At 47.1% G+C, this 14,087-nt stretch carries 17 protein-coding genes; 15 read left to right on the top strand and 2 right to left on the bottom strand.

Features of this window, described 5'->3' with window-relative positions; all coding sequences use genetic code 11:
* Positions 1–75: 75 nt before the first annotated feature.
* Together ACN0RF_RS08700 and ACN0RF_RS08695 are read left to right on the top strand one after the other, a co-directional pair.
* The gene (locus ACN0RF_RS08700; protein WP_417438706.1) at positions 76–1,140 is read left to right on the top strand and encodes a lysylphosphatidylglycerol synthase transmembrane domain-containing protein; all 1,065 of its coding nucleotides are present in this window, start codon (positions 76–78) and stop codon (positions 1,138–1,140) included.
* The gene (locus ACN0RF_RS08695) at positions 1,137–3,356 is read left to right on the top strand and encodes a glycosyltransferase (protein ID WP_342487642.1); all 2,220 of its coding nucleotides are present in this window, start codon (positions 1,137–1,139) and stop codon (positions 3,354–3,356) included. The genes ACN0RF_RS08700 and ACN0RF_RS08695 overlap by 4 nt, the downstream gene beginning before the upstream one ends.
* A 2-nt stretch (positions 3,357–3,358) precedes the next feature.
* Here the strand turns inward: ACN0RF_RS08695 and ACN0RF_RS08690 are convergent, their stop codons facing one another.
* On the bottom strand, positions 3,359–3,814 hold the full coding sequence (locus ACN0RF_RS08690) for a DUF3429 domain-containing protein (protein ID WP_110012951.1): 456 nt from the start codon (positions 3,812–3,814) through the stop codon (positions 3,359–3,361).
* A gap of 273 nt (positions 3,815–4,087) precedes the next feature.
* On the opposite strand from ACN0RF_RS08690, the gene galE reads away from it, so the two are divergent.
* The gene (galE, locus tag ACN0RF_RS08685) at positions 4,088–5,095 is read left to right on the top strand and encodes a UDP-glucose 4-epimerase GalE (protein ID WP_417438705.1); all 1,008 of its coding nucleotides are present in this window, start codon (positions 4,088–4,090) and stop codon (positions 5,093–5,095) included.
* Here the strand turns inward: galE and ACN0RF_RS08680 are convergent.
* A complete protein-coding gene (locus ACN0RF_RS08680) occupies positions 5,065–5,622 on the bottom strand; it encodes a 4'-phosphopantetheinyl transferase family protein (protein ID WP_417438704.1) in 558 nt (185 codons plus the stop codon). The genes galE and ACN0RF_RS08680 overlap by 31 nt on opposite strands.
* Positions 5,623–5,701: 79 nt before the next feature.
* On the opposite strand from ACN0RF_RS08680, the gene ACN0RF_RS08675 reads away from it, so the two are divergent.
* The 12 genes from ACN0RF_RS08675 to ACN0RF_RS08620 are packed head-to-tail and all read left to right on the top strand — an operon-like array spanning position 5,702 to position 14,087.
* Positions 5,702–6,370 (top strand): beta-ketoacyl synthase chain length factor, encoded by a 669-nt coding sequence (locus ACN0RF_RS08675; protein ID WP_417438703.1) that lies wholly within the window; start codon positions 5,702–5,704, stop codon positions 6,368–6,370.
* A complete protein-coding gene (locus tag ACN0RF_RS08670; protein WP_417438702.1) occupies positions 6,360–7,196 on the top strand; it encodes a lysophospholipid acyltransferase family protein in 837 nt (278 codons plus the stop codon). Before ACN0RF_RS08675 ends, ACN0RF_RS08670 begins: the two co-directional genes overlap by 11 nt.
* Positions 7,138–7,410 carry a phosphopantetheine-binding protein gene (locus ACN0RF_RS08665; protein WP_417438701.1) on the top strand — a complete coding sequence of 91 codons (273 nt, stop codon included), beginning with the start codon at positions 7,138–7,140 and terminating at the stop codon, positions 7,408–7,410. The genes ACN0RF_RS08670 and ACN0RF_RS08665 overlap by 59 nt, the downstream gene beginning before the upstream one ends.
* Before the next feature lie 11 nt (positions 7,411–7,421).
* Positions 7,422–7,673, top strand: coding sequence for an acyl carrier protein (locus ACN0RF_RS08660; protein ID WP_253617159.1), 252 nt, complete (start codon positions 7,422–7,424; stop codon positions 7,671–7,673).
* Entirely contained in the window at positions 7,673–8,221 is a 549-nt protein-coding gene (locus tag ACN0RF_RS08655) for a hypothetical protein (RefSeq protein ID WP_417438700.1), read from the top strand. Before ACN0RF_RS08660 ends, ACN0RF_RS08655 begins: the two co-directional genes overlap by 1 nt.
* Positions 8,199–9,551, top strand: coding sequence for an AMP-binding protein (locus tag ACN0RF_RS08650; protein WP_417438699.1), 1,353 nt, complete (start codon positions 8,199–8,201; stop codon positions 9,549–9,551). Before ACN0RF_RS08655 ends, ACN0RF_RS08650 begins: the two co-directional genes overlap by 23 nt.
* A 7-nt stretch (positions 9,552–9,558) precedes the next feature.
* Positions 9,559–9,915, top strand: coding sequence for a hydroxymyristoyl-ACP dehydratase (locus ACN0RF_RS08645; RefSeq protein ID WP_417438698.1), 357 nt, complete (start codon positions 9,559–9,561; stop codon positions 9,913–9,915).
* Between the two features lies 1 nt (position 9,916).
* Positions 9,917–10,657 carry a glycosyltransferase family 2 protein gene (locus ACN0RF_RS08640; protein ID WP_417438697.1) on the top strand — a complete coding sequence of 247 codons (741 nt, stop codon included), beginning with the start codon at positions 9,917–9,919 and terminating at the stop codon, positions 10,655–10,657.
* A 2-nt stretch (positions 10,658–10,659) separates the two neighbouring features.
* A complete protein-coding gene (locus tag ACN0RF_RS08635) occupies positions 10,660–11,604 on the top strand; it encodes an acetyltransferase (protein ID WP_417438696.1) in 945 nt (314 codons plus the stop codon).
* A gap of 1 nt (position 11,605) precedes the next feature.
* Entirely contained in the window at positions 11,606–13,153 is a 1,548-nt protein-coding gene (locus tag ACN0RF_RS08630) for an HAL/PAL/TAL family ammonia-lyase (protein WP_417438695.1), read from the top strand.
* Complete coding sequence (locus ACN0RF_RS08625) at positions 13,150–13,560, top strand: acyl-CoA thioesterase (protein WP_011233398.1); 411 nt, start codon at positions 13,150–13,152, stop codon at positions 13,558–13,560. Before ACN0RF_RS08630 ends, ACN0RF_RS08625 begins: the two co-directional genes overlap by 4 nt.
* Entirely contained in the window at positions 13,557–14,087 is a 531-nt protein-coding gene (locus ACN0RF_RS08620; protein WP_417438694.1) for a LolA family protein, read from the top strand. The genes ACN0RF_RS08625 and ACN0RF_RS08620 overlap by 4 nt, the downstream gene beginning before the upstream one ends.

The raw sequence follows: 14,087 nt of genomic DNA, 5'->3' as shown, positions 1-14,087 counted from the left end.
AGGTTTTTGACATCCCCTCCCCACGACTCCATAATCCTTAATCTTTAGGCTTTGTGGGGAGTAAACGGCAGCAAGATGACAGCTTCAGCGGAAGAAGAAAAACAATACAAAGCCTCATGGAAACGCTTAACACTCTTTAGTGTGTTATTTGTTTTACTCACGGCTGCCGGGTTTTACGCTATTTATGACCACTTTTCCGGTCGCAGCCTTACCTTCGATTTTCGTTTATTTGCCCCTGAAGTTTTAAGTGCCGCAGTCTTGCTGTTACTGGTTTACTTTGCCGCCGACGGCTTGCGGCTTTACTACACTTTGCGTGCTCTGGGTTACCGTATTCCCAAAAAAGCCATGGCTAAACTGGTCTTTATTAATATCTTTTTCTCCAATATTACGCCTATGGCCACGGGTGGCGGTTTCGCGCAGGTGTGGTTCCTACATGAGCACGGCGTGCCTATTGGGCGGGCGACGGCGGCCACAACTATTCGTACGGTACTGGCTATTTTCTTTATTTTTTCGCTGACACCGGTGTTCTTGCTGATGCTGGAACCACTGCAGGATAAAGCCATTATCGGTGAAATTGGTACGGCGCTTGCTGTTTTCATTGTGTTGTATCTGCTCTTTTTCGCGGTGGTTTTGCTGCGGGCGCATTGGTTAATTGTGCCGCTAAGCTATTTATGCAAAGCGGTGCATAAACTGAAACTGATCAGTACCGGGCGTCATCTGCGCTGGCAATACAAAACTCGCCGCGAAATGCTGCGTTTTTCCCGTAGTTTTTCGGAGTATTGCCGCGGCTCTAAGGTGGCTATTGCGTTGTCGGTATTGTTCACCTTTATTTTCCTGCTCAGCTTATTCAGCTTTCCCGCGTTGTTAATGTGGGGCTTAGGATACGACGTTGATTACCTTGTCAGCCTGGGACTGCTGGTGGTTACCACCTTTATCATGTACTTCGCGCCGACGCCTGGTGCTTCGGGTATTTCCGAAGGTGTATTTGGTAGCTTTTTCAGTGACATTCTAGCCAGTAGCCATTTACTGTTAGTCACCTTTAGCTGGCGCTTTTTGACCATTTATCTTGGTATGTTACTGGGGCTTTTTATTTTGCAACGTTACTTAGTTCAGTCGGCTAAAGCGCAGGACATACAATGAATAAAACCAAGTTACTGAAAGTCCTGTTTTACCTCAATATTGCGGTTGTGGTTGGGCTTATTGGCTATAAAGTTTATTTGAATCTGGTCACCTCTGAGTTTGAGGCTGAGCATACTGAACAACTCTCAGACATTAGTGCCCGGCTGGAAGGACAGGACAGCTACAGCTTTGCTGTCGTGGGTAATATTAATAATTCGGTGGGTATTTTTGAGCGTCGTATTATTCCTATGTTGAACGACACCGATATTGATTTTTTAGTGTCTGCAGGAAATGCCGTTAGCAGCGGCGGGGAAGACAAATACCGGGCAATAAAAGGTACGCTGTCGCGGCTGGATATGCCGTATTTACTGACCTTCGGTAACAATGAGTACGAAGAGTTTGGCAGCTTTCGCTTTTATGACCATTACGGTCCGCATTTTTTCAGTTTTACCGCCGATGACAGTCGCTTTATTTTCTTAGACAGCACCGGGAAAACGCCATGGCAATGGCAGTTACGCTGGTTAACTGACATTCTTAAAGCCGACGATTCAAAGCATCGCTTTGTTTTTATTGGTCACCCACCTTTAGAGCCGGAAGAAGAGTTCTTTTTAGCCCAGGAGGACGATTTCCTGCAACCTCTGGAGTTTCGTCATGCGTTACTGCAGACAATAAGCAACTTCGGTGTCGATCGCGTATTTTCATCCAATATTTCTATTTACTCAGAGCGTGAGCACGACGGTATTCCCTATATCACTACCGGTGGTGCGGGTGGTCTGGTACTGAATCAGGACGAGAGCTTTTATCATTATGTAAAAGTAACAGTGAATGCCGATGGCTCGGTTCAGCATTCTGTTGAAGAGCTGGAAATTGGTCAGCACCCCATTCTGAAACAGCTGGAAAGCCTGTGGTTCTTTATTCATTCGTTATTTTACGTGGGGTATCTGAATTTTATTCTGCTGGTGAGCCTGTTTTTGGTTATTAGCACTAAACTGTACAATGCGGTATTCGTCGGTAAAGATTACTACCCCGACTATGATATCGACCCGCAGCCCTGGTTCAAAAAGCCGCTGCGCGTGGCCATGTTCACGAATAACTATTTGCCTTTTATCGGTGGTGTGCCAATTTCCATTGAGCGCCTGCGCCTAGGGTTAGTTAAGCTCAAAGATAAGGTATTAGTTGTAGCACCGCGTTATCAACAGAGCAGTGAAAAAGAAGAACATGTTGTGCGTATGCCGTCGCTGTTTTCTTTTGGCGAAAAGAGTGAGTTTCAGTTTGCCAATATCTTTTCCGGTGCAGTGCGTAAAAAGGTTAAAGCCTTTAAACCGGATATTATTCACGTTCACCATCCGTTCTGGATAGGTTCGCTTGGGGTCTTTATTGCGCGTCGGCTGAAAGTGCCGGTGGTGTACACCTATCACACGCGGTTAGAGCACTACGCGCACTTTGTGTTCCTACCCGGTTCGTTGTTCCGCAATATTATTGCGCACTTTTTGGTGCGTCGCTTCGCCAATAAATGCGACGGCGTCATTGTGCCGACACAGTCGACGGAAGAATACCTGCGCATGATAGGGGTTAAGAAGCCGACATTTGTACAGCCAACGGGTATTGAATTTGAGCGTTTCCAGCAAGTTGACGACAAGCAAATAGAAGATCTACGCCAGCAACAAAAGCTAGTCGATGAAACAGTGTTTGTCAGTGTGTCCCGGTTGTCGAATGAGAAGAACATCGACTTTATGATCGAAGCTGTGGCGCAACTGAAAGAGCAAACCGATAAGCCGTTCCGTTTGCTAATTGTGGGAGATGGTCATCAGCGCCATCGGTTACAGCAGCGCATTGATAACATGAAACTGCAGCAGCACATTACCTTGGTTGGCGCCGTTCCGCCTGAGCAAATGGCTGCCTGGTATCAGCTAGGAGACGCTTTCCTATTTGCCTCGCAGTCAGAAACTCAGGGTATGGTGATTCTGGAAGCTATGGCGGCGGGTTTACCCGTGATTGCGGTGCGCTCCAGCGGTATTGACGATGTTGTTGAAGACGGACACAACGGTTATAAAACCCCGGCTAAGCAGGCCTTGTGGTGTGAGCGGGTGAAACAGTTACTGGATGACGAGGCGTTACGCCAGAGCCTTGCGGAAAATGCTCTGGCTTTTGCCCGTGATTACTCGGTGGAAAAGTTCAGTGATGACGTGCGCCACATTTATGCAGAAACTTTGGCGCGGTATCACGAGAAAAAATAGCGCTACAAAATGTGGTTACCAAAGACCAGTAATTGGCAGACAATGACAATGGTCGTTAATAATACCCGTATACGGTAGTAGCCCATATAAGACGTCATAGCCGAACTGCGAGCCAGCTTTTGTTCAAAGTAGAGAACTAAGGCAAAGCCCGCCATCTGCATACCTAATGACCAGGCTGGCGCGTTAATTAAAATTGTAAACCAGGCTGCCAAAGCGAAAACATTACTTAATAACAGTAAACCCGTAGTTTTTTCGCTTTCCGCGCGGTGCAGTGCCCGGCCCCATAAAGTTCCACCCAGAAAACTGAGAATAACAGCACCGTAAGTAATTAAAAATTCTAAAGGTGAAATGCCCCACCAGGTTCCGGTATGCATTAAAGCCGCAAGCGATGATGCCAGAAAGGGAATAAGCCCTAAAAAGCCCAGAGTATAAATTAGCCAGTTTTTACCTTTGTTCATAAAAAATCAGTCCACCAGAAGTCAGTTATTATTATTTTACGGTCATTGTGCAATTTACGTTTAGTCCAATTCTAAATGACTGACGTAATGAATACTAAACAACAACTCGTATTCATTATGGCAGATTATCGGCTAGGCCTATTTGTATTTCGGAATGATTTCAGGGTTGAAGACAACCTGGCGCATGAGTTTAAGTTGCCTTAGGGAAAGTCAGCCGATACTATTTCGGCCCTTTGATTTATAACGGCGTTACGGTTTTTGGGCACATCACCTATGAAGAAACAGATATTGGTTACCGGAGGTTGCGGATTCATTGGTTCGCATACGGTAATTGAGTTGATACTTAGCGGATACCAGGTGATTGTGGTTGATGATCTGAGTAACAGTAACGCCTCGGTAATTGATAAGATTCATAGCGTTACGGGCGAGCGACCCGACTTTCACCAGATTGATATCTGCGATCGGAATGCGTTGACTAACCTATTTAAACAATACGCTTTCGATGCCGTTATGCATTTTGCTGCACTTAAAAATCCTCAGGAAAGCTACCACTTAAAAGAGAAGTATTTTCTGACCAATGTGGAAGGAACTCGAAGACTGCTAGCGGTAATGGAAGACTGTTCAGTTAATCACTTAATTTTTTCCTCATCAGCCGTTGTTTACGGCAACCCGTCGTGCGTCCCTGTTGCTGAATCGGCTTCGGCCGGAGCTACAACCAATCCCTACGGCGAGACCAAATACCGATCCGAGTGTGATTTGGCTGAGTTTTGTGAGAAAAACCCCGCTTTCTCGGCTATAAGTTTGCGTTATTTTAATCCGGCAGGAGCTCATCCGTCGGGAGTTATTGGTGAGCAACCCATTAAACCTGCAGCTAATTTGATCCCGGCCATAGGCAATGTAATAACCCGAAAAACTGACTCTGTTCAGGTTTATGGTTGTGACTATTCGACCTGTGATGGCACAGCAATACGTGACTACATTCATGTTTGTGACGTAGCAAAAGGTCATGTTGCGGCATTGGAAGCGGGGTTTGCCCGCACCGGACACCATATCTTTAACTTGGGAACCGGCAAGGGCGAGTCGGTACTGGGCGTGATCCATGCGTTCGAACAAGCAAGTGGGCAAATTATTCCGGTTAATTTTTCAGAACGTCGCCAGGGCGATGTGGCAAGCTGTTACGCTCAGGCTGATAAAGCACTTCAGGAATTAAATTGGAAGGTCGAACATGATCTGCAGACAATAGCCCGGGATTACTGCCATTGGTTATCGTTATCTAATTGATACAGCAATACAGCGTCTTCTCTCTCAGATGAATCGCTCTGATAAGCACAGAGTAAAAAAGGCTCTATCTGAAAGTATTTTGCTGAGTGCTTTTGTCTGTGAAGAGGCCTCTCTAGTACGCTAAGTAAAGGTACACCCGAGGCTTTCGCGAAAGCTTCAGCCAGAGTCCAGTGATGAAAAAAATCACTTTTAGTTAAGGTACTGCCAGCCAGAAAACCGTCCTTATAATAGTCGCGAATACGATGGTAGTCTTTTCGCGTGTGCACATTCTCCAGGTCAATGCCGATACTACTTATCGTCGAGTAAGCCGCAGCGATACACCCAGATTTATGAGACAAAGAGCAGTAAACAGGGTGCCCATTCACACTTAATAACGGCGCACCTGAATCGCTGTTCTCAATAGAAATTAGCTGAGGTTCAGTCGCAGGCCAATATTTTTTGACAAGCCGCAGCAGCAGATCTTTAGCGGCTGCCGAGACCTGTTTCGTCGATGCTGCTTCGTTGTAGAGTCTATATCCGATAACCATATGCGATGTTATATTTTTGAAATGTCCGCTGAGATTCTGTACTATTCCGCTTCTTTTTTGAGTATCTGCTTAGAATCCTATGCAAGCTTTTGTAGCTGATAGTACATTAGTCGAAACCGAATGTCGTGAGCGGCTGAAGCAAATACCGGCTTCGACCCGGCGGCGACTGAGTTCGTATGCAAAAGTCATAATGACAGCCATACTGGAACTAAGCGACCGGCATCCGCAGTTAAAAGAGACGCCAGTGGTTTTGGCAACACGGCATGGCGACTTGCACCGTACTGAAAAGTTACTACGGGAGTTGGTTCGTGGCGAGGTTTTATCGCCAACGCAGTTTGCGTTATCGGTGAATAATGCTGTGCTGGGGCAATACAGTATGGCAGCAGATAATCGACAGGCTATGACCACTTTGTCTGCTGGTGAGCAAACTTACCCTCTGGGGTGGCTGGAGGCTTTAAGCCAAGTACAAAGCGAAACTAAGCAAGTACTGTTGGTTTATGCCGATGAAGTACCACCGGCTGTATATTCTGGTCAAGTTCATTCGCCAGTGAGAAGCTTTGCGCAAGCGGTTTTGCTCGATAGAGAAAACGGACAGAAACTGATTTTAGATCGCCTTGTTGAAAAAGAAAGTCAGTTACAGGATGACGTCTGGTTAGTTGCCAACGGCGTTCAACAGATGCTCGACTCCTGTAGCGGCAAGGTGGTTAAAGACTATAACGGAGTACGGTGGAGCTGGCATGTTGCTTAGTCTCTGGCAGATAATCAATCGTACCTGGCGGCGTTTTGCGACCGGGCTATGCTTTGCCGTTTTTGGGTTGGGCGGTTTGTTGCTGTCTATTACGGCACTGCCGGCACTGGCGTTACTATCCAATGGTAATGAGAGACAGCGCGAAGTAAGAGCCAGATGTTTGGTGCAAATGACGTTCCGCTGGTTTATTGGAATAATGAAGTGGACTGGCGTGTTCAACTTCGACTTTAACGCCACTGAACAACTTAAAGGAACCCGGGGTCACGTTATTATTGCGAACCATCCGTGTTTGATTGACGTGGTAGCATTAATCTCCTTTGTACCGAATCCGGATTGCGTTGTTAAGTCCCATCTATGGAAAAATCCCTTTATGCGCGGTGTGATCCGCTCAACAGGTTATATCAGCAATGAGGATCCTGAAGGTTTGGTTGCGGATTGTGAGCGCTCATTAGCGCGCGGTAATAACCTAATAATCTTTCCCGAGGGGACACGAACGACACCGGGAAAAGGAATAAAGTTCCAGCGCGGAGCGGCGCATCTGGCATTACGTACCAGGGCAAAAATTACGGCATTGAGAGTAGATTGTTTGCCGGTGACATTGATTAAAAATGAAGCATGGTATTGCGCGCCTGAACGGAAACCGACTTTGTCGGTGCGTTATCTCGGTGAAATCGACTCAGCTTCTTACTGCGATGCTGAAAAGCTCAGTATTGCTGCGCGTCAACTGACTCGCGATTTACAGAATTACTATGAAAAGGTGTTAGAAGATGACGGAAAACCTGAAGCAAGAGATCAAAGTCTTGATTATCGAGTCGCTGGATCTTGAAGACGTAGAGATAGTAGATATTAATGATTCGGCGGCGTTGTTCGGAGAAGATGACGATGGCTTGAATCTTGATTCTATTGACGCGCTGGAGTTAGGTCTGGCGATAAAGAAAAAATATGACGTGAAGCTGGACGCTAATTCAGCAGAAACAAAAAAGCATTTTTACAGTGTCGATACGTTAGCGGATTTTGTCGCTAATAACCGTGGTGAGTGAACGAGGGAACGATGAAGACAAGAGACGAAGTATATGCGCGGTTGACTCAAATTCTGGAAGAAGATTTTGAAATCGATTCTGACGACATCTCTCTGGACGCTAACTTGTATCAGGATCTCGACCTTGATTCGATCGATGCGGTGGATTTAGTCGTGAAATTACGCGAAATTACCGGCAAGAAAATTAGTCCGGACGCGTTTAAAGCTGTGCGCACAGTCGAAGATGTTGTCGAAGAAGTTTATAAACTCGTTCACAGCGACTAATGAAAAACGGTCTGCGCTTATTAATCAGTGGTTTACTGATTGCCTACCCGCTACTGGTTTGGTGGCTGGCGCAGAATGGGCTAACTAACTGGTTACTGCTGGTTCTGCTGGCATTACTGAGTTTAAGTATTATTTCCCAGGGAATTCGTCACCCCAGAAGCTGGCTTACGCTGGCAGTGCTTCTGGTGGTTTCAGTGACAGCTATTTTCGCAGACCAACTGACTGGCGTGCTGTTTTATCCCGTCTGGATGAACAGTGCCTTGTTGCTGGTTTTCCTTGCATCATTATGGCGCAAACCAGCGGTGATAACTCGCCTTGCCATGCTTATGGAAGGCTCATTGCCAGATAAAGCGGTTGCTTACACTGAAAAAGTGACGCTGGTCTGGGCGGTATTTTTCCTCGTGAATGGCACTATTTCACTGGTAACTGCAGTGCATGGTGACCTCAAACTCTGGACGCTATACAACGGTTTTATTTCCTACGTTCTGATTGGTTTACTCTTTGTGATTGAGTGGAGTGTGCGACGTGTTGTTAAACATAAACACTGAGCAATGGCAGTTGCAATGGCAACAGGCAGATACTGAGCTGGCCGTAGTGAAAGAGCAGTCTATAAGCGCATCGGTGTGGCTTAAGGATATTGCGGCAGCAACCCACTGGCTAAGTGAACAAGACGGTGATGCGCTGCTTTATCATCGCGACTGGTATCATTTTAGTGTCTGGCTGTTCGCTTTACTCAATAGTGAAAAGAGAACTGTTCTGCCAGCCAATGATAAGCCGGCAACGTTGTCAGAGCTGTCGTCGCACTATTCGTTCAGAGTCCCGTCTAAATTACCTCAACACGTGAGTTCGGACATACCTGCTTTAACACTGAAAGGCAGCTTAAATTCTCAACTGACATTTTTCACCTCGGGCAGCAGTGGCAAACCCAAAGCCGTCAGAAAAACGCTCAGGCAGTTATGGTTAGAAGTGATTACGCTGGAACAAACCTTTGCGGAGCAATTAGGGCCGGCCAATATACTGACAACGGTCACACATCAGCACATTTACGGACTGTTATTCACGGTACTTTGGCCGCTTGCTGCGCGCCGTCCGGTGACTTTGCCTTTGGTCGATTATCCTGAGCAGTTGCAGCAAATATTGGCGAAAGCTAATTGCCAGCGTTACGCTTTAGTAAGCAGCCCTGCGCATTTGCAGCGGCTGGATAATTTACCTCAGCTTGCTAAGTACAGCCATTCTTTGGCCACGGTCTTCTCATCGGGCGGTCCGCTATCCGATTCTGTTCCTGAAGATTTTGCTGAACATGAGTTAAACGCGCCAATTGAAGTGTATGGTAGTACGGAGACCGGAGGTATAGGCTGGCGTCAGCGCAACCCAGGCTCTAATGAAAATTTTCAGACTCTGGCGGGAGTTGATGCGAGCTGCAATCACAACGGGTTACTGGTTATTCAGTCACCGTATCTGAATAATCCGCAAAAGCCTTACACAACAGAAGATAAAGCCCGGCTTCAGGGACAGGGGAATTTTCAGTTGTTGGGGCGGCAGGACCGAATTGTAAAAATTGCCGAAAAACGAGTGGCTCTGAACGAAGTAGAACAGTTCATTCAGCGCCATGACTGGGTCGAATTAGCTAAAGCTTGTGTGTTACATAGCCCGCGTGTTGAACTGGGCTTAGTTTTAATATTGACGCCTGAAGGCGTTAATCAGCTTAGCACTCAGGGGCGATTTAAAGCGCGACAAGAGTTGAGACACCACTTACTGCAGCGATTCGAAAAAGTGGTTGTACCTAAACGTTTCCGTTATGTGCAGCAGTTGCCATATAACGGTGCCGGTAAAGTGACACAAACCGATTTACAGGCATTGTTCGAAGAGGAAAAGTAACAATAGCATGCAGACTCAATTACCTGATTTTATAAGTTTCTCCGAAGGGCTCAGTGACAAAGAAAAGCCTCTACTCTGCGGTCGGTTTATGCTGGCGGCGGACTGTATTTATTTGCAAGGGCATTTTCCTTCAACCCCGATTCTTCCCGGGGTTGCTCAAATGGACTGGGTCATTCAGTTAGCGGGGCAGCATTGGTCGACACCAACATCCATTCAGCGTATTGAAGTGCTCAAGTTTAACGACATGATTTTGCCTGGTGCGACAGTCGATTTGGTAATTGAGAGAAAGCGCGAAGACTGCGTTACCTTTAAATACTCTGACGGTGATAAAGCGCTGTCTTCCGGACGGCTGGTGTTTAATTAATATGTCTCAGTATTGCTTTCTTATTCCTATTTATAATCACGATAAAACCATTACGGCAACGGTTGAGCGACTGCTGTCTTACGAGTTGCCAATTATTATTGTTGATGATGGCTCAAATGAGCACACCAAGGAAGTTTTAGCGACTTTGGCGGAAGAGCATAAGTCGCTTGTCTTACTGCACACGCTTCCCGAAAATAGCGGCAAAGGTGGGGCGGTTATGGCTGGGTTCCATTTGGCCGCCGAAGAAGGCTTTACTCACGCATTGCAAATAGACGCTGATGGCCAGCACGACAGTAACGATATTCCTGAATTTTTAGCCTTATCAAAGCAAAACCCGGGCGCGCTGATAAGTGGGTATCCGCAATACGATGAGAGCATGCCGACCAGCCGACGCATTGGGCGCAAGATCACTCATTTTTGGGTACATATCGAAACCTTATCGATGCAGATAAAGGATACAATGTGTGGTTTTCGGGTATATCCCTTGTACCAGACGGTCGGCTTAACAAAGCGTCGTCATATCGGCACACGCATGGATTTCGATATTGAAATTATGGTGCGTCTATACTGGGCGGGTACACCGGTTTTGTTTATTCCAACCAAAGTAATTTATCCACAAGACGGACAGTCACATTTTCGCGCGCTGCAGGACAATTTGAAAATTTCCTGGCTGCATACGCGCCTGTTTTTCGGCATGTTGCCGCGCATACCACTTATATTACTGCGCAGGTTTAAAAGCTAATTATGGTGGAGAAGCACTGGGCGAAAAAGAAAGAGCGCGGCAGCTACTGGGGCATCGTTATTGTTCTTCGAGCCTATCAGTATGGCGGCCATTGGCTAATGCGGCTGATTTTAGCGCCAGTGATCACTTACTTCTTTTTGACCGGGGGCGATCCTCGTAGGGCGTCTCTGAACTTCCTTCGTCGGGTACATTCATATGCTGCTGAACGGTCTCCTTTTACTGCTGCGCCGGGTTGGCGCCAAAGTTGGTACCATTTCTGGCAATTTGGTTTGCACGCTATGGCAAAAATTGATGCCTGGGTCGGTAAGGTGTCTAAAAACCAGGTGCGTAACTGTGGTGATACCCACTTTGATGACTTAGAGAAACAGCCTCAGGGCGGCATTCTTATTGGTAGTCACCTGGGTAATCTGGAGGTTGCGCGGGCGCTGGCTTCAAAAAAGTATACCCGGCGTATGAATGTACTGGTATTCACTCAGCATGCGCAGTCGTTTAACCGTGCATTGAAAGACGTAAACCCCAAAGTCGATATCGACCTGATTCAGGTTACCGACATTGATATGGGGTTGACTATCTTGTTGAAAGAGCGCATTGAACAAGGCGAGTTTGTGGTCATTGTCGGCGATCGCACTTCGGTGACTCAGCCGGGACAAACCATAGAGCAGGACTTTTTAGGTAAACCTGCCTCATTTGCCTTAGGGCCTTGGATATTAGCCAGTGTGTTAGAATGCCCGGTGTACTTTTTGTTCTGCTTAAAGAACCCCGACGACGGGCATTACGATTTATATCTCAACCACGCGTGTGACCAACTCAAACTCCCTCGAAAAAACAGGCGGGAAGCTTTGCAGCCAGTGTTGAAAGCTTACAGTGAGATGCTGGAGGAGCTAGTGATGCGCTATCCTTATCAGTGGTTTAATTTTTTTGATTTCTGGAAGAAGGACAGTCAGTAGTATGACGACATCGATTATAGCCTTTGGTGGCCGCCCGCTGACCATAGAAGACGTGGTAGAAATAGCCAATGGCAAAGCGCAGGTTGCGTTAAGCGACGCGCCGGAGTTTGTCGAAAAAGTCGATGCCGGTGTCCGTTTTCTGGATGAATTACTTGAGCAGGACGGTGTTATTTACGGCGTAACAACGGGGTATGGCGACAGCTGCACCGTATCGGTGCCGGAGAATTTGGTTGACGAGTTGCCCATTCACCTGACGCGTTTTCATGGTTGCGGCCTGGGTGACACCTTCGATGAACAGGAAACCCGCGCTATTCTGGCAACGCGCTTAAGTTCGCTGGCTCAAGGTTATTCAGGTGTCAGTTGGGAGTTGCTGGAGCGCCTGGTGGTGATGCTGAACGAAAACATGCTACCGCTTATTCCAAAAGAAGGTAGCGTAGGTGCCAGCGGCGACTTAACGCCATTGTCATATATTGCTGGTGCGCTTATTGGTGAGCGAGATGTGCGTTTTCGCGATAAAGTGATGAACAGCGCAGAAGCCTTTGAGCAGATTGGTATGTCGGTTCACAAGCTGAGGCCAAAGGAAGGCCTGGCTATTATGAACGGTACCGCCGTGATGACGGCTTTGGCTTGCCTTGCCTGGGACAGAGCGGAGTATCTAACCCGGTTATCCAGCCGCATTACTTCTTTGGCGAGCATCGCTTTAGAAGGCAACAGTAACCATTTTGATGACCTGCTTTTTGCCGTGAAACCTCATAAAGGGCAGCAACAGGTCGCCAGCTGGATCCAACAAGATCTGAACCATGTGGAGCATCCGAGGAATTCATCGCGTCTGCAGGACCGGTACTCCATTCGCTGCGCGCCTCATGTTATCGGCGTACTTAAAGACAGTTTACCGTGGTTTAAAGAAACCATAGAAAATGAATTAAACAGCGCCAATGACAACCCCATTATTGATGGCCTGGGAGAACACGTTCTGCACGGCGGTCACTTTTATGGCGGTCACATTGCTATGGTGATGGACTCGATGAAAACTGCTGTAGCGAACCTGGCAGATTTACACGACCGGCAAATGGCGTTGTTAATGGACACAAAGATGAACCACGGTTTGCCCTCTAACTTGTCTGCGGCAGAAGGTGAGCGTAAGTCTATTAACCACGGCTTTAAAGCGGTGCAAATTGGTTGCTCAGCCTGGACCGCTGAGGCATTGAAACTAACCATGCCCGCCAGTGTTTTTTCGCGTTCAACCGAGTGCCATAATCAGGACAAAGTGAGCATGGGTACTATTGCTGCCCGCGACTGCATCCGTATTCTGGAATTGACCGAACAGGTGATTGTTGCCACTTTGCTGGCAGCTTACCAAGGTGTTGAGTTGCGCAAGCGTATTACAGACAAACCGATGAAGCCATCGGCCGGTGTCGTAGAAATGCTTGGAAGTCTGACTGATCAGTTTGAACTGCTGACAGAAGACCGCCAGTTGGAGCCGGAATTACGTTATTGGCTTACCCAGTTGCGGTTAAAAGCATGGAATTTGTATCAGGAGCCAGCATGAAACAAGCCAGTTTAATTATTGATGTTCCCTTTTTTGATGTCGACGCTATGCATGTTGTCTGGCACGGTCATTACATAAAATATATTGAAATGGCGCGTAGCGAGTTACTGCGTACTTTCAATTATGATTACCCCGACATGGAAGCCAATGGCCATTTATGGCCTATTGTCGATTTGCGCTTAAAGTACGTTGCGTCGGCTACATACGGACAACACATTCGGGTGACTGCTACTTTGGTGGAGTGGGAACATCGGCTGAAAATGAACTATGAAATTCGCTGTGTTGAAAGTAACGAGCTATTAACCAAAGCCACCAGTGTTCAGGTAGCCGTGTGCAAAGAAACGCGGGAAATGCTGTTTGAATCTCCTGACATTGTGTTTGAAAAGCTGGGAGTTGAGCGCTCATGATCCGCTTACTTGTAACGACGATTCTATTGATGCTATCAGTAATAGCCGTTGCAAACGACGATGCGACAGCAGAGGCGCTGTCGGCACTTGAAAAGCAATCAGAACCTTTGCCGTTGTCGCTGGAGTTCAGTCAGAAAAAGCAGTTATCGGGGCTGCCAAGACCTTTGGTGAGTGCAGGCCAACTGGATATTAGAAAAGACGAAATAGTCTGGACAACAGAGCAACCACAGCAGCAACAATTGACCATTAACCGTCAGGGTATTTTTGAGCAAGGTAATGAAGACTCGGTCAGTGGCAGTGACACCATTGCGCAATTGTTACTGGCTATTCTGCAGCAGGATGAGGCCGTATTGAAGCAGCAGTTCAGGCTTTCTCTAGAGCAGAATTGCGTGGTGATGGTTCCGGAAGCTGACGCTTTAGCCAGTGTGATTGAAAAAATACACAGTTGCGGTACTGATAGCGTTGAGCTTATAGAGCTGTTTGAGCAAAACGGTAACACCACCCGTATAGAGCTCGACAAAAGGTAA

This window comes from Idiomarina sp. (assembly GCF_048260185.1).
Taxonomy (GTDB): domain Bacteria; phylum Pseudomonadota; class Gammaproteobacteria; order Enterobacterales; family Alteromonadaceae; genus Idiomarina.
This window is presented reverse-complemented; position numbering and strand designations above follow the sequence as displayed.

Bases quoted from the DNA above. Each gene is read 5' to 3' on its own strand.
- ACN0RF_RS08700 (WP_417438706.1), top strand. From the start codon at position 76: ATGACAGCTTCAGCGGAAGAAGAAAAACAATACAAAGCCTCATGGAAA.
- ACN0RF_RS08695 (WP_342487642.1), top strand. From the start codon at position 1,137: ATGAATAAAACCAAGTTACTGAAAGTCCTGTTTTACCTCAATATTGCG.
- ACN0RF_RS08690 (WP_110012951.1), bottom strand. From the start codon at position 3,814: ATGAACAAAGGTAAAAACTGGCTAATTTATACTCTGGGCTTTTTAGGG.
- galE (WP_417438705.1), top strand. From the start codon at position 4,088: ATGAAGAAACAGATATTGGTTACCGGAGGTTGCGGATTCATTGGTTCG.
- ACN0RF_RS08680 (WP_417438704.1), bottom strand. From the start codon at position 5,622: ATGGTTATCGGATATAGACTCTACAACGAAGCAGCATCGACGAAACAG.
- ACN0RF_RS08675 (WP_417438703.1), top strand. From the start codon at position 5,702: ATGCAAGCTTTTGTAGCTGATAGTACATTAGTCGAAACCGAATGTCGT.
- ACN0RF_RS08670 (WP_417438702.1), top strand. From the start codon at position 6,360: ATGTTGCTTAGTCTCTGGCAGATAATCAATCGTACCTGGCGGCGTTTT.
- ACN0RF_RS08665 (WP_417438701.1), top strand. From the start codon at position 7,138: ATGACGGAAAACCTGAAGCAAGAGATCAAAGTCTTGATTATCGAGTCG.
- ACN0RF_RS08660 (WP_253617159.1), top strand. From the start codon at position 7,422: ATGAAGACAAGAGACGAAGTATATGCGCGGTTGACTCAAATTCTGGAA.
- ACN0RF_RS08655 (WP_417438700.1), top strand. From the start codon at position 7,673: ATGAAAAACGGTCTGCGCTTATTAATCAGTGGTTTACTGATTGCCTAC.
- ACN0RF_RS08645 (WP_417438698.1), top strand. From the start codon at position 9,559: ATGCAGACTCAATTACCTGATTTTATAAGTTTCTCCGAAGGGCTCAGT.
- ACN0RF_RS08640 (WP_417438697.1), top strand. From the start codon at position 9,917: ATGTCTCAGTATTGCTTTCTTATTCCTATTTATAATCACGATAAAACC.
- ACN0RF_RS08635 (WP_417438696.1), top strand. From the start codon at position 10,660: ATGGTGGAGAAGCACTGGGCGAAAAAGAAAGAGCGCGGCAGCTACTGG.
- ACN0RF_RS08630 (WP_417438695.1), top strand. From the start codon at position 11,606: ATGACGACATCGATTATAGCCTTTGGTGGCCGCCCGCTGACCATAGAA.
- ACN0RF_RS08625 (WP_011233398.1), top strand. From the start codon at position 13,150: ATGAAACAAGCCAGTTTAATTATTGATGTTCCCTTTTTTGATGTCGAC.
- ACN0RF_RS08620 (WP_417438694.1), top strand. From the start codon at position 13,557: ATGATCCGCTTACTTGTAACGACGATTCTATTGATGCTATCAGTAATA.